Origin of the sequence: Dactylosporangium sp. CS-033363 (genome assembly GCF_050942475.1) — a bacterium.
Taxonomy (GTDB): Bacteria; Actinomycetota; Actinomycetes; order Mycobacteriales; family Micromonosporaceae; genus Dactylosporangium.
In genome coordinates, this window is record NZ_CP192032.1 from 150,828 (window position 1) to 173,783 (window position 22,956).

20 protein-coding genes are annotated in these 22,956 nt (G+C 71.2%); 10 read left to right on the forward strand and 10 right to left on the reverse strand.

Annotated features, from left to right (window positions below; translation table 11 throughout):
* Window positions 1-143 precede the first annotated feature (143 nt).
* Together ACQPZ4_RS00755 and ACQPZ4_RS00760 are read right to left on the reverse strand one after the other, a co-directional pair.
* On the reverse strand, window positions 144-653 hold the full coding sequence (locus ACQPZ4_RS00755; protein WP_433054576.1) for a hypothetical protein: 510 nt from the start codon (window positions 651-653) through the stop codon (window positions 144-146).
* Between the two features lie 254 nt (window positions 654-907).
* On the reverse strand, window positions 908-1,489 hold the full coding sequence (locus tag ACQPZ4_RS00760; RefSeq protein ID WP_433054579.1) for a hypothetical protein: 582 nt from the start codon (window positions 1,487-1,489) through the stop codon (window positions 908-910).
* A gap of 135 nt (window positions 1,490-1,624) precedes the next feature.
* Here ACQPZ4_RS00760 and ACQPZ4_RS00765 point away from each other — a divergent pair, with 135 nt between their 5' ends.
* From ACQPZ4_RS00765 to ACQPZ4_RS00800, 8 genes are all read left to right on the forward strand, one after another.
* Window positions 1,625-2,764, forward strand: coding sequence for an efflux RND transporter periplasmic adaptor subunit (locus ACQPZ4_RS00765; RefSeq protein WP_433054582.1), 1,140 nt, complete (start codon window positions 1,625-1,627; stop codon window positions 2,762-2,764).
* Window positions 2,765-2,775: 11 nt separating this feature from the next.
* Window positions 2,776-3,507, forward strand: a complete 732-nt coding sequence (locus tag ACQPZ4_RS00770) for a response regulator transcription factor (RefSeq protein WP_433054585.1) — start codon at window positions 2,776-2,778, stop codon at window positions 3,505-3,507.
* Window positions 3,504-5,060 (forward strand): sensor histidine kinase, encoded by a 1,557-nt coding sequence (locus ACQPZ4_RS00775; protein WP_433054588.1) that lies wholly within the window; start codon window positions 3,504-3,506, stop codon window positions 5,058-5,060. Before ACQPZ4_RS00770 ends, ACQPZ4_RS00775 begins: the two co-directional genes overlap by 4 nt.
* A 36-nt stretch (window positions 5,061-5,096) precedes the next feature.
* Window positions 5,097-6,332: an efflux RND transporter periplasmic adaptor subunit gene (locus tag ACQPZ4_RS00780; protein ID WP_433054591.1), complete on the forward strand. Its 1,236-nt coding sequence runs from the start codon at window positions 5,097-5,099 to the stop codon at window positions 6,330-6,332.
* A 1-nt stretch (window position 6,333) separates the two neighbouring features.
* Window positions 6,334-7,047, forward strand: a complete 714-nt coding sequence (locus ACQPZ4_RS00785) for an ABC transporter ATP-binding protein (RefSeq protein WP_433054594.1) — start codon at window positions 6,334-6,336, stop codon at window positions 7,045-7,047.
* Complete coding sequence (locus ACQPZ4_RS00790; protein ID WP_433054597.1) at window positions 7,044-8,261, forward strand: ABC transporter permease; 1,218 nt, start codon at window positions 7,044-7,046, stop codon at window positions 8,259-8,261. Before ACQPZ4_RS00785 ends, ACQPZ4_RS00790 begins: the two co-directional genes overlap by 4 nt.
* Before the next feature lie 210 nt (window positions 8,262-8,471).
* Window positions 8,472-8,993, forward strand: coding sequence for a hypothetical protein (locus ACQPZ4_RS00795; protein WP_433054600.1), 522 nt, complete (start codon window positions 8,472-8,474; stop codon window positions 8,991-8,993).
* Window positions 8,994-9,008: 15 nt separating this feature from the next.
* Window positions 9,009-9,758 carry an oxygenase MpaB family protein gene (locus ACQPZ4_RS00800; RefSeq protein WP_433054603.1) on the forward strand — a complete coding sequence of 250 codons (750 nt, stop codon included), beginning with the start codon at window positions 9,009-9,011 and terminating at the stop codon, window positions 9,756-9,758.
* Here ACQPZ4_RS00800 and ccsB read toward each other — a convergent pair.
* From ccsB to hemL, 6 genes are read right to left on the reverse strand one after another with little or no spacing between them, the layout of a single operon-like run.
* Entirely contained in the window at window positions 9,743-10,696 is a 954-nt protein-coding gene (gene ccsB, locus ACQPZ4_RS00805) for a c-type cytochrome biogenesis protein CcsB (protein WP_433054606.1), read from the reverse strand. The genes ACQPZ4_RS00800 and ccsB overlap by 16 nt on opposite strands.
* Window positions 10,696-12,330: a cytochrome c biogenesis protein ResB gene (gene resB, locus ACQPZ4_RS00810; RefSeq protein ID WP_433066099.1), complete on the reverse strand. Its 1,635-nt coding sequence runs from the start codon at window positions 12,328-12,330 to the stop codon at window positions 10,696-10,698. Before resB ends, ccsB begins: the two co-directional genes overlap by 1 nt.
* Entirely contained in the window at window positions 12,267-13,013 is a 747-nt protein-coding gene (locus tag ACQPZ4_RS00815; protein WP_433054609.1) for a cytochrome c biogenesis CcdA family protein, read from the reverse strand. The genes resB and ACQPZ4_RS00815 overlap by 64 nt, the downstream gene beginning before the upstream one ends.
* Window position 13,014: 1 nt before the next feature.
* The gene (locus tag ACQPZ4_RS00820) at window positions 13,015-13,545 is read right to left on the reverse strand and encodes a TlpA family protein disulfide reductase (RefSeq protein ID WP_433054612.1); all 531 of its coding nucleotides are present in this window, start codon (window positions 13,543-13,545) and stop codon (window positions 13,015-13,017) included.
* Window position 13,546: 1 nt separating this feature from the next.
* On the reverse strand, window positions 13,547-14,182 hold the full coding sequence (locus ACQPZ4_RS00825; RefSeq protein WP_433066102.1) for a histidine phosphatase family protein: 636 nt from the start codon (window positions 14,180-14,182) through the stop codon (window positions 13,547-13,549).
* A 5-nt stretch (window positions 14,183-14,187) separates the two neighbouring features.
* Window positions 14,188-15,522: a glutamate-1-semialdehyde 2,1-aminomutase gene (hemL, locus tag ACQPZ4_RS00830; protein WP_433054615.1), complete on the reverse strand. Its 1,335-nt coding sequence runs from the start codon at window positions 15,520-15,522 to the stop codon at window positions 14,188-14,190.
* 101 nt (window positions 15,523-15,623) lie between these two features.
* Here hemL and ACQPZ4_RS00835 point away from each other — a divergent pair, with 101 nt between their 5' ends.
* Entirely contained in the window at window positions 15,624-15,947 is a 324-nt protein-coding gene (locus ACQPZ4_RS00835; protein ID WP_433054618.1) for an STAS domain-containing protein, read from the forward strand.
* Here ACQPZ4_RS00835 and ACQPZ4_RS00840 read toward each other — a convergent pair.
* Entirely contained in the window at window positions 15,944-16,522 is a 579-nt protein-coding gene (locus ACQPZ4_RS00840; protein ID WP_433054621.1) for a response regulator, read from the reverse strand. The two genes, ACQPZ4_RS00835 and ACQPZ4_RS00840, sit on opposite strands and share 4 nt — an antisense overlap.
* Window positions 16,523-16,541: 19 nt before the next feature.
* Complete coding sequence (locus ACQPZ4_RS00845; RefSeq protein ID WP_433054624.1) at window positions 16,542-20,927, reverse strand: HAMP domain-containing protein; 4,386 nt, start codon at window positions 20,925-20,927, stop codon at window positions 16,542-16,544.
* A 92-nt stretch (window positions 20,928-21,019) separates the two neighbouring features.
* Here ACQPZ4_RS00845 and ACQPZ4_RS00850 point away from each other — a divergent pair, with 92 nt between their 5' ends.
* A complete protein-coding gene (locus ACQPZ4_RS00850; protein ID WP_433054627.1) occupies window positions 21,020-22,954 on the forward strand; it encodes a SpoIIE family protein phosphatase in 1,935 nt (644 codons plus the stop codon).
* Window positions 22,955-22,956 lie beyond the last annotated feature (2 nt).

Consider the following 22,956-nt stretch of genomic DNA (forward strand, 5'->3'; position numbering starts at 1 on the left):
CTGCCGGTTCGGGGGCTCCGCCACTGTTCGAGAGATGTTTGGGACCGCCCGATCGCGGCTATGAGTCAGAGCGATCGGCCCACTTGAAGCGGCAGCCAGCGCCCGCTTTGAGTCGGGCCGATCCACTGCCGTTCATCGATGCACTAGGCGAGCCGGAGCTCCGCGCGCGGCTTGGCCGTCGCGGCCGCCGGGGCCTTGGCGGTGGCCGCGCGGGCGGGCTCGATGACGCCCCACGGCGTGCGGAACGCCTGCTTCAGGGCCTCGTCCAGTCGCCACATCTCGGCCTTCGAGCCGAGGCGGATCCAGAAGTTCTCGCGTACCCCGTCGATGGCCGTCACGCCGAGCTGGATGCCGGCCCGGGCGGGCTCCGGGGTCCAGGCGACGTCGGCCAGCTGGTGCAGGTCGGCGTTGAGGTGCAGGGAGACGCGGCGCAGCACCGCGGACTCGCTCGTCACCACGAGGCGGTTGCGGGTCAGCATCAGCACGTTGCGACGGCTGCGATCGGTGGTGCAGCGCGCGATCACGGCGACCGCGTCGCGGTCCCCGGCGCAGTGGCGCAGCACCTGGACGTGGCGCGCGACGGTGGCGCCCGGCAGCTTGGCCAGCGCGGTGGCCGGCAGGAACGTCCGAGAGAAGGTGTCCAGCGCTTCCATACCGTGCGCAACGACCGGCCACCGGCACCGACACGCGAAATGAGCGCCGATCTCGCGGTCGCGGCGTCCGGACACTCCCACGATGTCCGGAACGACCGTTTGTGACCGCGAGACCGGCGCACAGCGGGTGCGACGCCGACGCACCCTTGAATTGAAGTCAGGCGGGTCGACCCGCTCGGCCGAAAGCCGGGCGCAGTGACTCGGCGACAAGGGGTCGTCGAGTCCGGCGATCGGCCGAGCGGGTGGTCAGAGGGTCAGGACGCGGCCGGGGCCGGCTTCAGCGGCGCGCAGGCCTGCACGGCCGCCGCGACCTTCGGGTCCGAGGTGTCGAGCTGGTCGACCGAGCCGGTGACGGTCACGTTGTGCTCGGACAGGCAGTTGCGGTACGCCGCGTCCCGTCCGTTGCCACCGTTCCCGCCGCCGCGGTTGCCGAAGTTGCCGCCGCTGGGGAAGGCGGTCGGGCGCAGCGACTCGCACGCCTTCTGGGCCTTCTCCCAGGTCTGCTGGTCCACGCCGTTCGGCGCCGCGGTGCCGCCGAAGAAGCCGCCGCCGCCACCGTTGCGGAAGCCCGCGCTGCCGGACGGGCGCGGCTCGCCCGAGGGGCGGGCCTGGCCGGACGGGCGCGCGGTCGGCATGCCCGAGGGGCGCGCGGTGGGCCGGCTGGACGCGTTGAACTGCGGGAGGTCGACGCCGTTGTTGCGCAGGCACGTCTGGTAGTCCGTGCCGCCCGACGCGCCCGCGGCGGCCGGTGCAGTGTCGTCGGAGGAGCCGCAGGCGGCGGCGAAGAACGCCACCGCGGCGAGCGCCAGGGCGGCGCCGCCGATCCGCTTGTTCATCACCCGTGTGATGGAACGTCGCCAAGCTCGGTACGAAGTCGACCGAACCTCAAAGTTCCCTCATAGCGGCTCTCCCAGCCAACTTTGAGGTCGGCCCGAGCTATCCGGGAGGGAGACCGGCTGAACTACGTTCCCATGAAGGTCTGGTGGCTGGCCGGAGGGGTCGCCGTGCTCGCGGCCGCGGCCGTGACGACCGTCGTGCTCACGAGTCACGACGAGAAGGCTCCGGTGCAGGTCAGCACCGCGAAAGTGAGTCGCGGGGCGGTGCGCAGCACGGTGTCCGCGTCGGGCACGGTGCAGGCCCAGGCCACCCGCAGCCTCGGCTTCACCACCAGCGGCACGCTCACCGAGCTCAACGTCAAGGCCGGCGACACGGTGGCCGAGGGCGCGGTCCTGGCGAAGATCGACGCCTCGTCGGCCCAGGACGCGGTCGACCAGGCCACGGAGAGCGTCTCCAACGCCCAGGACTCGCTGGACAAGGCCGAGACCGCGCACGACACGGCACTGGCGTTGCCCACGTCCAACCCCACGACCGCGGCGGCCAACCCGTCCTCGTCCGCGCGGGCGGGCGGCGGCACCGGCAGTGGCGGTGGCACCGGCGGACAAACTGGACAAACAACCCAGGGTGGCACGCAGCAGAACGCCGCACAGACCCGCGCCAACCAGGTGCAGCAGACCAGCGACAACCTGATGAGCGCCCAACAGCGGCTCAACAACGCCAAGCTCAGCCTGACCCAGGCCCAGACCAAGCTGGCCGGCACGGTGATCACCGCGCCGGTCGGCGGCAAGATCCTCGCGGTCAGCGGCTCGGTCGGCAGCCAGTCCGGCTCGAACGTCATCACGCTCGCCGGCACCGGCGACGCCGTCGTCAAGGCCCAGTTCACCGAGGCCGAGGTGGCCGCGCTCAAGGTCGGCCAGACCTCGTCGATCACGCTGCCGGACAACGCCACCGAGAAGTACGCCGGCAAGGTCCTGCAGATCGACCCGGCCGGCACGGTGTCGAACCGCCTGGTGCGGTACGCCGCCCTGATCTCCTTCGACAAGGTGCCCGACACGCTGCTGTACGGGCAGAGCGCTACTGTCGCTGTAGTCACCGCGTCCGTGGACGACGTCCTGTCCGTTCCCTCGACCGCCGTGCACGACGGGTTCGTCACCGTCCGCGTCAACGGCAAGGACGAGCGGCGGTCCGTCGAGACGGGGCTGCGCGGCGACGTCAACACCGAGATCAAGAGCGGACTTGCCCAAGGCGACGAGATCCTGACGGCGGGTCAGTGACGATGGAGCCGATGCCGATCAGCGCCGTGCAGGCGACCGAACGCCAGCCCAAGGTCCTCGTGGTCGACGACGAGGCCAGCATCCGCGCCCTGTTGTCGGCCACGTTGCGGCTGACCGGGTTCGAGGTGCGCGTGGCCTCCGGCGGCAACGAGGCCCTGGCCGCCGCCGCGGAGTACGCGCCGGATCTGGTCGTCCTCGACGTCATGATGCCCGACCTGGACGGCTTCGAGGTCGCCCAGCGGCTGCGCACCAGCGGCCGGCCGGTGCCGGTGCTGTTCCTGACCGCGCGCGACTCGGTCGAGGACCGCATCTCCGGGCTGACCGTCGGGGCCGACGACTACGTGGCCAAGCCGTTCAGCCTCGAGGAGGTCGTGCTGCGGATCCGCGCGATCCTGCGCCGCAGCCTGGGTGAGCAGCAGCAGCTCGTCGACGGCGGCGTCCTGCGCTACGCCGACCTGGAGATGGACGAGGACGCCCACGAGGTGCGCCGGGGCGGCAACCGCGTCGACCTGTCCCCGACCGAGTTCAATCTGCTCCGGTACCTGCTGACGAACGCCGGTCGCGTGGTGTCCAAGGCGCAGATCCTGGACCGCGTCTGGAACTACGACTTCGGCGGCGACGGACGCATCGTGGAGAGCTACGTCTACTACCTGCGCCGCAAGATCGACAAGTGGGATCCGCCGCTGATCCACACCGTGCGCGGCGTCGGGTACGCGCTGAGACTGCCGAGAACCGAGGCGTGAACCTGCGGCCGTGGCGGCACTGGACGGTCCGGACCCGGATCGTCGTCTCGGTCGTGTCCATCGCCGCGGTCGCCCTGATCACCGCGAACGTGATCGGGGTGCTGTTCCTCAACTGGTACCTCATGGATCGCGTCGACCAGCAGCTCGCCGGTCCGTTTCGGGGCAGCCGTCCACCGAACAACACGACCCAGAACAAGCGCCCCGAGGGCCAGTTCTCGCCCGGCCCGGACTTCCAGATCTACCGCTTCGACTCGACCGGCAAGCTCGACAGTACGGGCGAGACGCCGCTGGTCGACCCGAAGCTGTTCGGCGACATCCCGGCCCGGGCACAGGACGGCCGGCCGTTCACCGTGGACACTCCGGGCGCGCAGTGGCGGGTGCGGGTCTTCCCGGCGACCTGGAACAGCTCGGCGGGGGGCTACGGGGCGTTCGCGATCTCGCTCAAGGACGTGGCGGCGACGCGCGACCAGATGGTGCAGTACACGTCGGGGGTCAGTCTCTTTCTGCTCGTGCTGACCGGCGTGGCGACCGCGGCCCTGGTGCGGGTCGGCCTGGCCCCGCTGACGCGCATGGAGGAGGCGGCGGCCGACATCGCCGGCGGCAACCTGTCGCGGCGCATCGACGACGCCGACGCGCACACCGAGTCGGGCCGGCTGGGCATCGCGCTCAACACGATGATGACCCGGATCGAGGGCGCGGTCGACGAGAGCGCGGCGTCGGAGCGGCGGCTGCGGCAGTTCCTGGCCGACGCCGCGCACGAGCTGCGCACGCCGCTGACCAGCGTGCAGGGGTTCGCCGAGCTGTACCGGCGCGGCGGCGCCCCGCCCGGCCCGGCCCTCGACGAGGCGATGGAGTGCATCGAGCTCGAGGTCGGCCGGATGCGCCTGCTCGTCAACGACCTGCTCACGCTGGCCCGCCTCGACGAGGAGCGCCCGCTGCAGCAGCACCCGGTCGACCTGCTCGCCGTCGCCGCCGACACGGTCCGCGACGCGCACGTGCGGGTGCCGACCCGGTTCGTGCAGCTCGCCGCGCTGGACGAGCGCTCGGCCACGTTCGAGCCGATCACGGTGGAGGGCGACGAGGCCCGGCTGCGCCAGGTGATCGCCAACCTGGTCAGCAACGCGCTGCAGCACACGCCGGAGGACACCCGCATCGTGGTCCGGGTCGGGCGCGCCGGGCCGCCGAAGATGCTGCCGATCGCGACCGTCGGGGCGGCCCTGCCCGAGGGGACGGCGCTGGGCTGCATCGAGGTCAGCGACACGGGCCCGGGGATGAAGCCGGAGGACGCGGTTCGCGTGTTCGAGCGGCTGTACCGCGCCGAGGGCTCCCGCTCCCGCCGGACCGGCGGCGCCGGCCTCGGCCTGTCGATCGTCGCCTCGATCGTGCAGGCGCACGGCGGCCGCGTCGAGCTGTGGACCGCGCCGGGCCAGGGCGCGACGTTCCGGGTCCTGCTGCCGGCTCTCGATCTTCCCGACGACTTTGCCGACATCGATTTGGACGAATCGGCGGAAATGCCCGCAACCGGATTCCGAGGCAACTCCGAGGTTCGCTGAGGTTTGCTCCGAGCGACCTCGCTCAGGATTCCCCTCATGCGTTTGTCGCTGCCTTCCTTGGGCAAGCCACGGCTCAACTCCGTGACCCTCGTGAACTCCGTGCTCGTGCTCGCCGCGGTGGGCGGGGCGTTCTGGGCGTACCAGATCGTCAGCGGGCCGGCCGCGAGCGCCGACACGGGACAGAGCACCACCCGGACCCGGCTCGTGGCGGTCACCCAGGGCACGGTCTCCCAGACGGTCTCCGCGACCGGCTCGGTGGCCAGCGCCGCCACCGCGAACGCCAACTTCACCGCCTCGGGCACGGTCACCGAGGTCGACGTGAAGGTCGGCGACGTGGTCACCAAGGGCCAGACGCTGGCCAAGGTCGACCCGACCGCGGCCCAGGCCGCGCTGGACACCGCGAAGGCGAACCTGACCGCGGCCAAGGCGGCGCTGACCCGCGACGAGAACAACAGCGCGGACGACGCCACCATCGCGTCGGCCGAGGCGCAGGTGGCGACCGCGCAGGCCAACGTGACGTCGGCCCAGGCCACGGTCAACGGGACGGTGCTCACCGCGCCGATCGCCGGGACGGTCACCGCGGTCAGTGGCGCGGTCGGCTCGTCCTCCGGCGGATCGTCCTCTTCCAGCGGTTCTGGTGGCGGCGGTACCGGCACGACGAGCTCCAGTTCGAGCTCGTCCAGTTCGGGCAGCGGCTTCGTACAACTGGCGGATCTTTCGAAGCTGCAGGTGAACGCCAGCTTCGCCGAGGCGGACGCGACCAAGCTCAAGGCCGGTCAGACCGCCAACATCACCTGGAGCGCGCTGTCCGGCACGCGGGCCACGGGCAAGGTCGCGACCATCTCACCGACCGCCACGACCAGCAACAACGTGAACTCCTACGCGGTGGCGATCTCGCTCGACTCGCTGCCCGAAGGGGTCCGGCTGGGGCAGAGCACGACCGCGGTGGTCACGATCGCCGAGGCCCAGAACGCGCTGCGCATCCCGAGCACCGCCCTGCGCACGGCCGGCGGCCAGCGCACGGTGCAGGTCTCGGTGAACGGCGCGACCGAGGAGCGCCAGGTCGAGGTGGGCATCACCGGCGGCGGCTTCGTCGAGGTCAAGTCCGGCCTGCAGGCGGGCGAGCAGGTCGTGATCACCACCACGACGACCAGCTCGACCACCGGCACCAACAACCAGCAGCAGTTCCCGGGCCTCACGGGTGGCGGCGGGAACTTCGGCGGCGGCGGTGGCAACTTCGGCGGCGGCGGTGCCGGCCGCGGGGGGAACTGACATGACGCTCACCGAGACGCCAGTCGCCACGAAGCCGGTCCTCGACATCCAGGACGTCAAGAAGATCTACGGGCAGGGCGAGACCGAGGTGCACGCGCTGCGGGGCGTGTCGCTGACCGTCGAGCGCGGCGACTACATCGCGATCATGGGCTCGTCGGGCTCCGGCAAGTCGACGCTCATGAACATCCTGGGCTGCCTGGACATCCCGACGACGGGGCAGTACCTGCTCGACGGGGTCGACGTCAGCCGGCTCAACGACCGCCAGCTCGCCCTGGTGCGCAACCGGCGGATCGGCTTCGTGTTCCAGTCGTTCAACCTGATCGCCCGTACGACGGCGCTGGCCAACGTGGAGCTCCCGCTCGCGTACGCCGGGGTCAAGGCGGCCGAGCGCCGCCGCCGCGCCCGCGCCGCCCTGGCCATGGTCGGCCTGGCCGATCGCGAGGACCACGAGCCCAACCAGCTCTCCGGCGGCCAGCAGCAGCGCGTCGCGGTGGCCCGGGCGCTGGTCACGGCGCCGGCCCTGGTGCTCGCCGACGAGCCGACGGGCAACCTCGACACCCAGTCCACCAACGACGTGCTCGGCGTCTTCGACCGGCTCAACCGGTCGGGCCGCACCATCGTGCTGATCACTCACGAGCCGGACGTCGCCGAGCACGCCAAGCGGCTGATCCGGCTGGTCGACGGACGCATCGTCCAGGATGTGCGGCAGAAGTGAACATCTTCGAGACCATCCGCTTCGCGCTGCGCGCGATCACCGCCAACAAGCTGCGCTCCAGCCTCACCGTGCTGGGCATCCTGATCGGCGTCGCGGCGGTCATCCTGCTCGTGGCGGTCGGCAACGGCTCCGCCCAGGCGGTGCAGAACCAGATCGAGTCGCTGGGCACCAACACGCTCACCGTGACGGCCGGAGCCGGCGGCGGCGCGCGCGGGGCGGCCTCGACCCAGAACACCGCGCTGAACATGGACCTCGTCCCGGCCCTGGAGAACAAGGACGACGCCCCGCACGTGAAGAGCGTCTCGCCCGTGGTGAGCGGCTCGCAGGCGGCGACCTACGAGGGCACGGACCACACCATCACGCAGTTCGTGGGTACCTATCCCGGCTACGTGGCGGCGTCGAACTTCAAGCTCGCCAAGGGCGCCCTCTTCACCGACGACGACGTCAAGGACTCGCGCAAGGTGGTGGTGCTCGGCTCGACCGTCGCCGAGGAGCTCTTCGGCACCGTCGACCCGCTCTCCAAGCAGATCACCGTGTCGGGCAAGCTCTTCACGGTCATCGGGGTGCTCGCGGCGAAGGGCGGCAGCGGCTTCAACGACCCGAACGACGTGGCCATGGCGCCGGTGAGCGCGGTGCAGGAGTCGCTGACCGGGTACGGCTCGCTCAACCAGCTCCTCGTCCAGGCCACCTCCCCGGACGCGGTGAGCGAGGCGCAGTCCGAGATCACCGCGATCCTCAACGAGAAGCTGAACGTGAGCGGGACGTCGTCGACTTCGGCGTACCGGATCCTGAACCAGTCACAGCTGCTGGAGACCCGCGCCAACACGGCGGAGACCTTCACCCTGCTCCTCGGCGCGGTGGCCGGCATCAGCCTGCTGGTCGGCGGCATCGGCATCACGAACATCATGATGGTGACGGTCACCGAGCGGACCCGGGAAATCGGCATCCGCAAGGCCCTGGGCGCGCCCAAGCGCACCATCCTCACCCAGTTCCTGGTCGAGGCGACGGTGCTGTCGCTCATCGGCGGCCTGCTCGGCGTGGCCGCGGCGGTGATCGGCAGCCAGTTCACCATCGTGAGCATCAAGCCCGTCATCGTGCCCAGCTCGGTCGCGCTGGCCCTCGGCTTCTCGGTCGCGATCGGCCTGTTCTTCGGCAGCTACCCGGCCTCGCGGGCGGCGGGCCTGCGGCCGATCGAGGCGCTTCGGTACGAGTAAGTCCTTCTTTCCCGCGCGGGTCGGTCCCGGTTGCGGTGCCAAACCCCCCGCGGGCATCGCAACCTGGTCCCATCCGCACGGCTTCTTCGCTGAGGAGTATTCGTGAGTCACGCCGCTTCGCCCTTTCGCCGTCCGGATGCTTTGCCCTATGAGCCCTCTTCTGATGACACTGAGCTCCTGCCGCTTGTCACTTCGGATGATGAACCGGATTTGCTCGCCGAGCCGCCGCTGGACGACGACCTGAACGAGCGCATCGCCAAGGCCGCCCCGCGCCGCTTGGCCAACCGCGCCACGTACGCGCTGGCCGGCGTGGCCCTGCTGGTGGTCGGCTTCGTAGGCGGCGCCCAGGTCCAGAAGAGCTACGGCACCGCACCCGCCGCGTCGGGCCCGGCCGGTGGCGCCAACCCGGCCGCGTTGGCCAGCGCCTTCGCGGGCCGCGGCAACTTCGGCGGCGGCCAGGGCACCGGCGGCGGCACCGGCACTGGCACCGGGAACGGCGGCACCGGTGCGGGCGCCCGCAGTGGCGTCACGGGCACGGTCAAGCTGGTCGACGGCACCACGGTGTACGTGGAGACCGCCGACGGCCAGACGGTGATCGTGAAGACGAGCGACAAGACCACGGTCTCCGCCCCGGGCGCCCTGAAGGACCTGACGGCGGGCTCGACGGTCACCGTCCAGGGCCAGTCCGCTGACGGCTCCGTGACAGCAACCTCGATCACCAAGACCAAGTAGCTACCCTCGGGCGGCGTGGAGCCCGCCTACCAGGAAACCGTCCGCCGCCTGATGTTCTACGACTTCCCCTGGGACGTCCGCATGGCGGGCCGGCTCATGATCTGGCACCTGTACGCCTGGCCGCCGACCGCCGTGGTCGTGGGCTCGACGTCGAGCCTGTTCACCCGCTCCGAGGTCACGTCGCTGACCTTCGGCGACCTGGTTGAGCACGGCCTGGATTCGCCGCGGGGCCGCGAGATTCTGCGCTTCGTGAACCGGGGCCATCGCGGTGGTCTGGTGACGGCGGAGCACAACCGCTTCGCCCTGGTCGCCCTGCCGGTGACGCTGATCCGCTGGCTGGACTCGTACGGCCACCGCCCGTTGACCGCTGTCGAGCGCGCGGCGCTGTTCACCTTCTACGCGGAGTTGGGCCGGCGCATGGGCGTCCGCGACTTCCCCGCGGACCCATTCGACTATCTGGCCGCTCGCGAGTCGGAGTTCGCCTTCTCCGACGCGGGCCGCCTGTGCAGCGAACGCACGCTGGCAATGGCCCGCGAACGGGTGCATGCCTGGCTGCGCTGGCTGGTCCGCCCCGTCATCGGCACCCTGTTGATGCCCGGGGTCCGTTCGGCGGTGGGCCTGCCGCCACCCCCTGCCGCCGTCCGAGCGCTGGTGGCTGCCGTGCTACGGGTGCGGCGCCTGGTCGTGCGCTGCCTACCGGCGCGCACGACCCCGACCACTCCCCGAACCCGCCGGCCGGGGACGCTGCGTCAGACGCCGGCGTAGGAGTGCAGGCCGTTGGCGACCAGGTTGACGCCGAAGAGGTTGATCAGCATGGTTGCCCAGCCGACCACGGCGATCCACGACGTGACCCGCCGCGAGATGCTCGGGGTCGAGCGGGCGTGGAGGTAGCAGGCGTACACGACCCAGGCGATGAAGGACCAGATCTCCTTCGGGTCCCAGTTCCAGTAGCGGCCCCAGGCGGCTTCCGCCCAGATCGCGCCCGAGATGACGCCGAAGGTCCAGATCGGGAAGGCGAAGGCGTGGACGCGGAACGTGACGCGCTCCAGCACGGCCGGGTCCGGGAGGCGCTCGCCCAGGGAGTACGGGAAGCGGGTCTTGCCGGCGTCGTAGCCCATGCGGATCAGGTGCATCGCGGCGGCGACGAAGCCGACCAGGAAGATGCCCGAGGCGGTCGAGGCCGCGCCCACGTGGATGACCAGCCAGTACGAGTGCAGGGCGGGCACCAGGGGGCCGACCGGGACGTACAGGCTCATGCCCGCGACCGACAGCAGGATCGCCGCCACCAGAGTGACGAACAGGCCCAGGTGGCGCAGGTGGGACCAGCGGGCCATGACGACCAGCCAGGCGGTCATCCCGACCGCGGTGGCCATCATCACGAACTCGTACATGTTGCCCCAGGGGGCGCGGTCCGCGGCGATGCCCCGGGTCACCAGGGCGCCTACGTGGGCCAGGTAGCCGAGGAGCATCAGGGCGATCGCGGCTATGCCGGCCCTGCGGGCGCCCTTGGAAGGTGCGGCGGCAACCGCCTCGGACGGGATGTCCGAAATGTCGGACCCACCGCCAACGAGCGCGGGCTGGCGCACCGCCTGGCGGGCCACGACGCCGCGGCCGCCGAAGGCGTACTCGATGGCGTACGCCATCATCGCCAGCACGTAGCAAAAGATCGTGACGACCAACAGCTGGTTCGACAACCCGCCCATCACACAACCTCCTCGACGTTGTCAGTCTGCGCCACCTGCTCCGGCACCGAAGCAGTGGGGGCAGCCGCGCGCACCAGATCGGCGAATTCCTCGGCGAAACCGGGGTGGTCGCTGCGCGGCAGGCCGCCCGCCGTGATGCCGGTCGGGGCGATGCGGAAGAAGACCCGGCGGCGCTTGCCGGTCAGCGAGCCGAGCAGGCCGGCCAGCAGGGCGATCGCCCCGCCCAGCACGATCGGCTGGCCCGGGTCGTGGCGGACCGAGATGCTGATCCACTGGGCGGTGCCGACGAACTGCACGGAGGTGCCGTCGGGGAGCTTGCCCGTCTCGCCGGGCTTGAGCATCAGGGGGTCGCCGAACTTCTCGAGGCGGCCGGCGTCGATCTGGCGCGTGTCGAGGGTGTACACCGACAGCGGGGCGCCGGCGTCGAAGCCGAGCACACCGCGGTACGGCTGCAGCATGAGTCTTGGATCGTTCTCGGCCGGGAAGGCGCTGGAGTTGACCGACGGGTCGGCCGGGACGGTCGGCAGGTAGATGCCGGAGAAGCCGATCTGCGCCTTGTCGTCGCGGGTGCCGGTCTGCGGGTTGATGTTCACGTCCGGGAACGTCGACACGCCCTGGCTGGTGAGCAGGCCGTCCTGGGGGAGGAACGAGGAGACGTCCTCGGAGACCTTCCCGTACTTGTCGGTGTAGCGCAGGATCGGCGCGTAGCCGTGGCCCAGCAGCGAGACGTTCGCCCCGTCGAGCCGCAGCGGGTCGTTGACCTGCAGGAGCTGCTCGCCCGACGTGCCGTTCTGGGTCACGTTGACGTCCGCTTTGTACGTCACCGGCTGGCCGTTGTCGAGGTAGGTCGCGTTGAACTTGTCCAGCCGCAGGCAGAAGCGGGGCAGGTCGTTCTCGCCGACCTGGGCGCCCAGCGCGTGCTCGTCGTAGTTCAGCAGCGTGTTGCAGAAGGCGAAGTCGTCGCCCTGGACCAGGATGCGGTTGCCGTGCCAGCCGAACCACGAGCCGTACGCGACGCCGAAGAGCAGCGAGAGCAGGGCGAAGTGGAAGACCAGGTTGCCGGTCTCCTTCAGGTAGCCCTTCTCGGCCGAGATCTCGATGACGTCGCCGTCCCGGCGCACCGCGGTGCGGAAGCGGCGCTTGCGCAGCATGGCGCGGATGCGGTCGGCGTCGGCGGGGGCGCCGGACTCGGAGAGCGTGGCGTGCTGCGGCAGCCGCTCAAAACGTGCCGGAGCCTTCGGGGGTACCTTCACCAGCGCCGAAATATGCCCGCGGAACCGGGGCACGAGGCAGCCGACCAGCGAGACGAACAGCAGCAGGTAGATCGCCGAGAACCAGGGCGAGCCGTACACGTCGAAGAACGAGAGCCGGTCGAGCGTCGGCCCCCACTGCCGGTGCGTGTCGAGGTAGGTCTCGACCTTCTCCGGCGACACGTTGCGCTGCGGCAGCACCGAGCCCGGGATCGCGGCCACGGCCAGCAGGAACAGCAGGACGAGGGCCGTGCGCATGCTGGTCAGCTGGCGCCAGGCGCGGCGGGCCACGGACACGGTGGTGTGGTAGACCCAGCGCATCAGATCGGCACCGTTCCGGCCGGGCCGATGTTGGCCTGCAGGGCGGTCATGAGGGAGCTCCAGACGCCGGTGACCAGGGCGAGGCCGATCAGCACGAGCAGGCCCCCGCCGATGCGGGTGACCCATTGACTGTTGCGGCGGATGAACTTCACGACCCCGATGAGCCGCTGGAAGCCCAGCCCCATGGCGATGAAGGGGATGCCGATGCCCAGCGAGTACGCGACCGCGAGCGTGATCGCGCGGGCCTGCGAGCCGCTGGTGGAGCCGAGCGCGATCATGGCGCCCAGGGTGGGGCCGGTGCACGGGGCCCAGGACAGCGCGAAGACGACGCCGAGGACCGGGGCGCCGACCAGGCCCGCCGACGGGAGCCGCTGGATCCGCCATTGCCGCTCCAGGCCCGGGACCAGGCCGATGAACGCCAGGCCGAGCACGATCACGGCCGCGCCGACGATCACCTCGATCAGCCGGCGGTGCACGACCAGCGTCATCGCGGCCCGGGTGGCCAGGATGATCAGGCCGATGAAGACCGCGGAGAAGCCGGCGATGAACAGCCCGACGCCGGCCAGCACCCTGCCGCGCCGCTTGCCCGAGTCCAGGTCGGCCCCGGCCAGCCCGGTGACGTACGACAGGTAGCCCGGCACCAGCGGCAGGATGCACGGCGACAGGAAGCTGACCAGCCCGGCCAGCGCCGCCACGCCGACGGCGAGCAGCAGGGGGCCGCTTTCCGCGACCGTGCCGGCGTCCATGTCAGGCCTGCTCGGCCAGCAGGTCGCGGACGATCGGCTCCAGCAGGGCCTGGTCGACCTCGGAGCGCATGACCGCGGCGATCCGGCCGGCCTTGTCGACCACCAGCGTGGCCGGGATCGAGTTCGGCGGCACGTCGAAGTTCAGGGCGAGCGCGGCGGAGGGGTCGAAGATGCTGCCGTACGTCGGCTTGACGTCGGACAGGTAGGCCTCGGCCTTGCCGCGCTGGTCGCGCACATTGACGCCGATGAACGTGACGCCGTCGGCCTTGGTCGCCGCGAGCACCTTCTCCAGCTCGGGCGCCTCGGAGCGGCACGGCGGGCAGTAGGAGGCCCAGAAGTTCACGACCACCACCTGGCCCTTGTGCTGGGCCAGCTCGAACCGGCCCGAGCCGTCCATCAGCTCGCCGCCCATCGTGGGGGCGGCGACCCGGTCGGCCACCGCGATCTTGCGGCTGCCGAGGGCATTCTTGGGTGTACTGCTACTGCACGCCGCCAGCGCGAGCACCAGCATCAGCACCAGGGCGCGCCGCATCTCAGGCACCCTTGGCGTTGCGGGCCGAGGCGGACAGGGCGATCAGGTGCGCGGCCGGCTCGCTGTACGCGATCCCGACGATCTTGGTGTCCTCGAAGTGGAAGCTGGTGAGGCTGGCCAGCTGGCACTCGCGGCGCCGCGGGTCGTGCCACAGCCGCTTCTTCTCCACGCTGCGGCGCAGCGTCCAGATGGGCAGCTGGTGCGAGACGCACACGGCCTCGTGCCCCTCGGCCGCCTCGCGGGCGGCGAGCAGCGCCTGGTACATCCGGCCCGCGATCACGTTGTACGGCTCGCCCCACGAGGGGGTCACCGGGTCGCGCAGCACCCACCAGTTGCGCGGGTCCTTGAGCGAGCCGTCGCCCACCCCGACCCGCTTGCCCTCGAAGAAGTTCGCGCTCTCGATCAGCCGCTCGTCGACCGCGACCGGCAGCCCGAGCTGCTCGGCGAACGGCTCGGCGGTCTGCTGCGCGCGCTCCAGCGGGCTGGCGACCAGGTGCGTGATGTCGCGCCCGGCCAGCGACTCGGCCGCGGCCTTGGCCATCTGCACGCCGAGTTCGGACAGCCGGTAGCCGGGCAGCCGGCCGTAGAGGATCTTGTCCGGGTTGTAGACCTCGCCGTGGCGCAGCACGTGGACGATGGTTTTCACGCCGCCACCACCTGCGCCGCCGCCCGGGCCGCGTGCGGCAGGGCCGCCTCGAGCACGCCCAGCGCCTCGTCGTCGATCGCGGTGGAGACGAACCAGGACTCGTACGCGCTCGGCGGCAGGTAGACGCCCCGCTCGAGCATCGCGTGGAAGAAGGCCCGGAACGCGGCCACGTCCTGAGTCTGCGCCTCGGCGAACGAGTGCACCGGCCGGTCCGTGAAGAAGATCGAGAACATGTTGCCGGCGGTGGACAGCACGTGCGGTACACCGGCGGAACCAAGGGCGTCGGAGGCCAGCTTCGAGATCGTCGCGGCCGTCGCGTCCAGGCGCGCGTAGACCTCGGGGGTCGCGAGGCGCAGCGTGGTCAGGCCCGCCGCGCAGGCCAGCGGGTTTCCGGAGAGGGTCCCGGCCTGGTACACCGGTCCGGCCGGGGCCAGCCGCGCCATGATCTCGGCCCGCCCGCCGAACGCCGCGGCCGGCATGCCACCGCCCATGACCTTGCCGAAGGTGTACAGGTCCGCGTCCACCGGCTCCAGCCCGGCCCAGCCGCCGCGGCTGACCCGGAAGCCGGTCATGACCTCGTCCAGGATCAGCAGGGCACCGTGGCGGTGCGCGAGCTCCGCGAGCCGCGCGTTGAACCCGTCGCGGGGCGCGACCACGCCCATGTTCCCGGCCGCGGCCTCGGTGATCACGGCGGCGATCTGGTCGCCGTGCGCCTCGAAGGCGGCCTCGAGCGCGGGGACGTCGTTGTACGGCAGCACGAGCGTGTCGCCCGCCGCCGCCCCGGTGACGCCCGGCGAGTCCGGCAGCGCCAGCGTGGCCACCCCGGACCCGGCCGCGACCAGCAGCGCGTCGACGTGCCCGTGGTAGCAGCCGGCGAACTTGACCACCTTCGGCCGGCCGGTGAACCCGCGCGCGAGGCGCAGGGCGCTCATCGTGGCCTCGGTGCCGGAGTTGACCAGGCGGACCTGGTCGACCGCGGTCCGGGCGACGATCTCCTCGGCCAGGTCGACCTCGCCCGGGGTCGGGGTGCCGAAGCTGGTGCCACGGGCGGCGGCCGCGGTGATCGCGGCGACGACCTCGGGGTGGGCGTGGCCGAGGATCAGCGGCCCCCACGAGCAGACGAGGTCCAGGTAGCGCCGGCCGTCGGCGTCGGTGAGCCAGCAGCCGGAGCCGCCGACGATGAAGCGCGGGGTGCCCCCGACCGCCCGGAAGGCCCGGACAGGTGAATTCACCCCACCCGGCACGATGGCCCGGGCGCGGTCGAACAGGGTCTGCGAGGCCGGTGCGTCGCCCGCGTACGGGCCGAGACCGGCGGTGTCAATATCGGTCACAGCCTGCCCATTCTGACAGCCGTTCACGAACGGCGGCGCGCGACCCTCGGCGCCGTGTGCCCGACACCACTGTGGCCGCTGATCAGATATACCCTGGTGTCGTGGATCGCCCCGATCTCTCCGTCGCCGTGCGCCGAGCACCGAGCGAGACCGTCGTGTCGCTGACCGGCGAGATCGACATGTCGACCGTCCCCCGGCTGGCCGCGGCGGTCGATGAGGTGCTCAACGAGCCGCCGGCCCGCGTGGTGCTCGACATGGCGGGCGTCACATTCTGTGACTCGCAGGGCCTGGGCACGCTCGTGGTGCTCAGCCGCAAGGCCGCGCTCGCGCAGAGCTACCTGGTGCTGGTGAACGTGGGCGCGTTCCTGATCCGGGTGCTGGACATCACCGGGCTGCGCAACGCGCTCATGATCCAAGAGGTCTAGAGCTTCGCCCTGGCCTTCGCCAGCGCCGCCATCGCCTTCTCGACCTGCTCCCGGCCCAGCTCGCCGTCGGCCGCCAGGCCGCCCTTGAGCAGGGCGGTCGCCTCGTCCACGGCCACCCCGACCGCGCGCAGTTCGGCATCGCGCCGCCGGACGAGCTCCGACTGGGCCGCCAGCTGCTGGGTCATCGTCCACAGTTCGACGAAGACGGAGACCTTGGCGCGCAGTACCCACGGGTCGAACGGCTTGGTGAGGTAGTCCACCGCGCCGGCCGCATAGCCGCGCAGGGCCAGGTGCGAGTCCCGGTCGGCGGCCGTCAGGAAGATGATCGGCACATGCCGGGTCTTCTCCCGGCGCTTGATGTGCCGGGCCGTCTCGAACCCATCCATGGTCGGCATTTGGGCATCGAGCAGGATGAGCGCGAAGTCGTCCACGAGCAGCCGCTTCAGCGCGTCCTCGCCGCTGTCGGCGCCGACCGTCTGGACCGGCAGGCCCTGCAGGATCGCCTCGAGGGCGAGCAGGTTGTCCCGCCGGTCGTCCACGAGCAGCACCTTGGCGGGCCGATCCGGTCCAGTCACCAAAGCAATCTATACCTGGTTAGACCGCCCTGCCTTCTCCGTTCACCCAGGCTGCCATCACATCGAGCAACTCGTCGAGGTCGACCGGCTTGGTGATGTAGTCGCTGGCCCCGGCGGCCAGCGAGGACTCCCGGTCGCCGGGCATCGCCTTGGCGGTCAGGAACACCACCGGCAGCTCGGCGAAGCGCCGGTTGCGCCGGATCGCTCGGGTCGTCTCGTTGCCGTCCAGGTCGGGCATCATCGCGTCCATCAGCACGATGTCGACGTCCGGGTGCTCGGAGAGGATGCGGACCCCGTCGGAGCCGTTGTCGGCGTACAGCACCGTCATCCCGTGCAGCTCCAGCGCGCTGGTGAGCGCGAAGACGTTGCGCACGTCGTCGTCGACGATGAGCACCGTGGCCCCGTCGAGCTCGTGGGCGGCGGCGGTCGAGCGGCGCTCGGCCGAGGGCACCGAGCGCAGCATCGGCGGCGCGGCGGGCAACGGCCGGTTGACCGGCAGCGCCGGCGGCTGCATCGGCAGGGCCGGCAGCGCCGGGTGCAGGGCGGGCGTGACCTCGGTGGCGATGACGTCCGGGAGGTACAGCGTGAACGTCGCCCCGTGCCCGACCTCGGAGGTGACCCCGATCGCGCCGCCGAGCAGGCGGGCCAGCTCGCGGCTGATCGACAGCCCGAGGCCGGTTCCGCCGTACTTCCGGCTGGTCGTCCCGTCCGCCTGCTGGAACGCCTCGAAGATGAGGGCCACCTTGTCGTCCGAGATGCCGATGCCGGTGTCGGAGACGGCGAACTGGATCACCCGGCGGGCCCCGGCCAGTGTCGGCGCGGTGAAGTCCAGGCCGGCCGGCGCGACGCCGATGTGCAGCGTCACCCCGCCGTGGTCGGTGAACTTGACCGCGTTGGAGACCAGGTTGCGCAGGATCTGCTGGAGCCGCTGGGGGTCGGTGACGATCGCCGGCGGCAGCGCCATGTCGGCCACCACCGTGAACTCCAGGCCCTTGTCCTCGGCCTGCGGGGCGAACGCCTGCTCGACGTAGGCCCGGATCTCCTCGAACGAGACCTCGCCCGGCTCGACGTCCATCCGGCCCGCCTCGATCTTGGACAGGTCGAGGATGTCGTCGATGAGCGCCAGCAGGTCGGAGCCGGCGTTGTGGATCGTCGCCGCGAACTCGATCTGCCGGGCGGTCAGGTTGGTGTCCGGGTTGTCGGCCAGCAGGCGGGACAGCAGCAGCATCGAGTTGAGCGGCGTCCGCAGCTCGTGGCTCATGTTGGCCAGGAACTCCGACTTGTACTGCGAGGCCTGCGCCAGCTGCTGCGCCTTCTCCTCCAGGCCGAGCCGGGCCATCTCGATCTCGCGGTTCTGCTTCTCGATGTTGCCCTTCTGCTCCGACAGCAGCGTCGCCTTCTCCTCCAGCTCGGCGTTGGTGCGCTGCAGCTCCGCCGACTGGTCCTGCAGCTCCTCGGTGAGCCGCTGGGACTGGGAGAGCAGCTCCTCCGTGCGCCGGTTGGCCAGGATCGTCTTGAGCGCCACGCCGATGGTGACCACCAGCCGGTCGAGGAAGGACAGGTGCAGCTCGCTGAACGGCGACACGGTCCCGAACTCGATCACGCCCAGCGGCTCGCCCTCGAAGAGCACCGGCAGCACGACCAGATCGGCCGGCGCGGTCTCGGTGACGCCGGAGCGCACCCGCATCCGGGCGGCGGGGTCGGCCTGCACGCGGATCGCCCGGCGGGACAGCGACGCCTGGCCGATCAGGCCCTCGCCGGGGGCGAAGCTGATGTCAGTGCCGGGGGCCACGTACCCGTACGACGCCTCCAGCCGCAGCCGCAGCCCGCTGTCCGGGTCGGCGCCCGACAGGAAGAACGCCCCGATCTGGGCGTCGACCAGCGGGGTCACCTCGGCCATGATCATGCGGCAGACCTCGCCGAGGTCGCGCTGGCCCTGCAGCAGGCCGCCGACCCGGGCCAGGTTGGAGTCCAGCCAGCCCTGCTCGGCGTTCTTCTTCGTGGTCTCGCGCAGGGTGACGATCATCTGGTTGATGTTGTCCTTGAGCTCGGCCACCTCGCCGAGCGCCTCGACCGCGATCCGCTGGGTCAGGTCGCCGCGGGTCACCGCCGTTGACACCTGGGAGATGGCGCGCAGCTGGGTGGTCAGCGTCGAGGCGAGCTGGTTCACGTTCTCGGTCAGGTCCCGCCAGGTGCCGGAGACGCCCTTCACCTGGGCCTGACCGCCGAGCTTGCCCTCCGAGCCGACCTCGCGGGCCACCCGGGTGACCTCGTCGGCGAACGAGGAGAGCTGGTCGACCATCGTGTTGACGGTGCTCTTGAGCTCCAGGATCTCGCCGTGCGCGTCGACCGTGATCTTCTGCGACAGGTCGCCCTTGGCCACTGCGGTGGTGACCTGGGCGATGTTGCGGACCTGGCTGGTCAGGTTGGACGCCATCGAGTTCACGTTGTCGGTGAGGTCGCGCCAGGTGCCGGAGACGCCCTTCACCTGCGCCTGGCCGCCCAGCTTGCCCTCGGTGCCGACCTCGCGGGCGACCCGCGTGACCTCGTCGGCGAACGACGAGAGCTGGCCGACCATCGTGTTGACGGTGGACTTCAGGGCCAGGATCTCGCCCTGGGCGTCGACGGTGATCTTCTGCGAGAGGTCGCCGCGGGCCACGGCCGTCGCGACCTGCGAGATGTTGCGGACCTGGGCCGTGAGGTTCGAGGCCATGAAGTTCACGTTGTCGGTCAGGTCGCGCCACGTGCCGGCGACCCCGCGGACCTGCGCCTGGCCGCCGAGCTTGCCCTCGGTGCCGACCTCGCGGGCGACGCGGGTCACCTCGTCGGCGAACGAGGAGAGCTGGTCGACCATGGTGTTGACCGTGCTCTTGAGCTCCAGGATCTCGCCGCGGGCGTCGACCGTGATCTTCTGCGAGAGGTCGCCCCGGGCCACGGCCGTGGCGACCTGGGCGATGTTGCGGACCTGGCTGGTGAGGTTCGAGGCCATGAAGTTCACGTTGTCGGTGAGGTCGCGCCAGGTGCCGGCGACGCCGGTGACCTGGGCCTGGCCGCCGAGCTTGCCTTCCGTGCCGACCTCGCGGGCGACGCGGGTCACCTCGTCGGCGAACGAGGAGAGCTGGTCGACCATCGTGTTGACGGTCGATTTCAGCTCCAGGATCTCGCCGCGGGCGTCGACGGTGATCTTCTGCGACAGGTCGCCCCGGGCCACGGCCGTGGACACCTGGGCGATGTTGCGGACCTGGCTGGTGAGGTTCGAGGCCATGAAGTTGACGCTGTCGGTGAGGTCGCGCCAGGTGCCGGCGACGCCGGTGACCTGGGCCTGGCCGCCCAGCTTGCCCTCGGTGCCGACCTCGCGGGCCACCCGGGTCACCTCGTCGGCGAACGACGAGAGCTGGTCCACCATCGTGTTCACGGTGTCCTTGAGCTCCAGGATCTCGCCCTGGGCGGCCACCGTGATCTTCTGCGACAGGTCGCCCCGGGCCACGGCGGTGGCGACCTGGGCGATGTTGCGGACCTGGCTGGTCAGGTTGGACGCCATCGAGTTGACGTTGTCCGTGAGGTCCTTCCAGGTGCCGGCCACGCCCGGCACCTCGGCCTGGCCGCCGAGGTTGCCCTCGGTGCCGACCTCGCGGGCCACCCGGGTCACCTGCTCGGCGAAGATCCGCAGCGTGTCGACGAGCGAGTTGATCGTCTCGGACAGCTCGGCGATCTCGCCCTTGGCGCTCACCGTGATCTTCTGCGACAGGTCGCCGCGGGCCACCGCCGTCGCCGCCGTGGAGATCGACCGCACCTGGCCGGTGAGGTTGGCGGCCATCGAGTTCACCGAGTCGGTGAGGTCGCGCCAGGTGCCGGCGACGCCGGTGACCTGGGCCTGGCCGCCGAGCTTGCCTTCCGTGCCGACCTCGCGGGCCACGCGGGTCACCTCGTCGGCGAAGGACGAGAGCTGGTCGACCATCGTGTTGACCGTACGGCCGATGGTCAGGAACTCGCCGCGCAGCGGCCGCCCGTCGATCTCCAGCGCCAGCTTCTGGGACAGGTCGCCCTCGGCCACGGCCACGATCACGCGGGCGATCTCCGTGGTCGGGCGGCCAAGATCGTCGATGAGGGAGTTCACCGCGTGGACGCGGTCGAGCCAGGCCCCCTCGAAGCCCTCCTCGTCGAGCCGCTCGGTCATCCGGCCCTCGCGGCCGACGACCCGGCTGATGCGCAGCAGCTCGCGCGTCTGGTGCTGGTTGATCTCGGCGAGCCGGTTGAAGCGCTCGACGACCTCGCCCGGCAGTCCGTCGCGACGGGTCAATCTGATCTTCAGGTCGCCGGACAGCAACCGGTCCAGCGCCCCGGACAGCTCCTCGAGGAGCATCGTCTCCGGACTCTTCTGGGTGACTTCGTCGACTGTGGTCATGGCGTCTCCACCGGTCTCGGGGGCAGGCGGTGTCCACCCATCGTCGTCCTTCAGGTTGGATTGTTACCACCGTTCAGTGGAGACTGCGATATGTGACAACCCAGACCGTCCGGAGGCTCAGGCTCCCGGCCGACCATAGCTCTCCCGGTCTGGCCCGCGAGGCGATCCGGACGATCGCGCACGAACGGGACCTCCTCCCCGTCCTCGACGAGGCCCTCCTCCTCGTCACCGAGCTCACGACCAACAGCGTCGTGCACGCCGGCACCGAGTTCGACCTGGAGATCACGGTCGGCGACGGCTCGATCACGGTCGCCGTGCTCGACTTCCGCCCGGGCACCATCGCACCGAGCTTTCCCGAGACCACCGGCGAGCTTCCCGAGCGCGGGCGCGGCCTGCTCCTCGTCGAGCAGCTTGCCACGGCTTGGGGCACGCTGCACTTCAACGGGGGCAAGGGCGTCTGGTTCCGGCTCGACGTGACCCCGCAGGAGCGCCCCGATGTGCCGAGTTTCGACCTGCCCTCGGCGGTCGACGCGCTGATCTGGTCCGGCCGCGGCGCCTCGCTGGAGGAGCTGGCCGAGGAGCTGCTGCAGCGGCTGTGCCGGGCCATCGGGGCCCAGGGCGCCGCGCTGACCGTGGACGAGGGCGAGGGGCCGCACACGGTCTCCGCGTACGGCCGCCTGGGCGAGAGTGTGGACACCGGTCGAAGGGTGCCGCTGCGCGTGACCCGCCCGTGGCGCGCCGAGCTGCTCGTGGCCGGCGGGGGGTCCAGCCCGTACGCGCGGCCGCTGACCGCCCTGGCCGCCGACCGGCTCACGCTGCTGGTCGAGAACCACCGCCTGCGCCGCGCCGACGCCGAGCGCCGGACCTGGCTGACCTTCCTGGCCGACGCCAGCGAGCTGCTCGCCCAGTCCCTCGACGTCGAGCTCACGCTGGCCCTGATCCCGCGGCTGGTCGTGCCGCGGCTCGGCCAGTGGTGCGCGATCCACTCCGCCGACGCGGGCGGCGAGCTGCGCCTGGCCGCCGCCACGCACGCCGACGAGTCCAAGGTCGCCGATCTCCTCGACGCGCTGGCCCAGGCCGCCCCGCAGCTCAAGGAGGCGATGGGAACCGACGCGGTGGTACCGCTGGGAGCCCCCCTGGAGGGCTACATCGTCGCGCTGATCGCCCGCAACCAGCACCTCGGCACCCTGGCCGTCGGCGGCAGCGGGGACACCTGGCAGCGCGCCGAGGAGGTGGCCGTCGTCGAGGACGTGGCCCGCCGCGCCGCGCTCGCCATCGACAACGCCAACATCCACGCGGAGCGCCGGCGCGTCGCGCAGACCCTGCAGCGCTCGCTGCTGCCGCCCCAGCTGCCCAGGGCCGAGGGGATCGAGTTCGGCGCCGAGTACGTGCCCACCGGCGAGGGCGTCGAGGTCGGCGGCGACTTCTACGACGTGCTCCCGCTGTCCGGCCGGCGCTGGCTCGTCGTGGTGGGCGACGTCTCCGGCAAGGGCGTGCAGGCGGCGACCGTGACCGGGCTCGTCCGCGACGTGACCCGGGTGCTGGTCCGCGACGGGCGGCCGCTGCCCGAGGTGCTGCTGCGCCTCAACGAGACCCTGCTCGAGCGCGGCGGCGGGCGGTTCTGCACCCTCTGCCTGGCCCAGATCCTGCGCCGCCAGGACGGCCGCCTCGACGTGACGCTCCATCTCGCCGGGCACGATCAGCCGGTTCTGCTGCGCGCAGACGGTTCCACCGAACTCGTCGGCGCCTGTGGTACCGCGCTGGGCCTCCTCGACACCATCAACACCCCGCGCACGCAGGTCCTGCTCGACCCGGGCGACACGCTGATCTTCTTCACCGACGGGGTGACCGAGCGGCGCCGGGGCATCGACCTGTTCGGCGTGGAGCGGCTGCGCGAGGAGGCGGCGCTGCTCAACGGCTTCCCGGCCGACGTGGTGGCGGCCCGGCTGCGCGCGCGGACGCTGAGCTTCTCGCCGGAGGTGCCGCGGGACGACATCGCGATCTTCGCGGTCCGCAACGACTCTTAGGC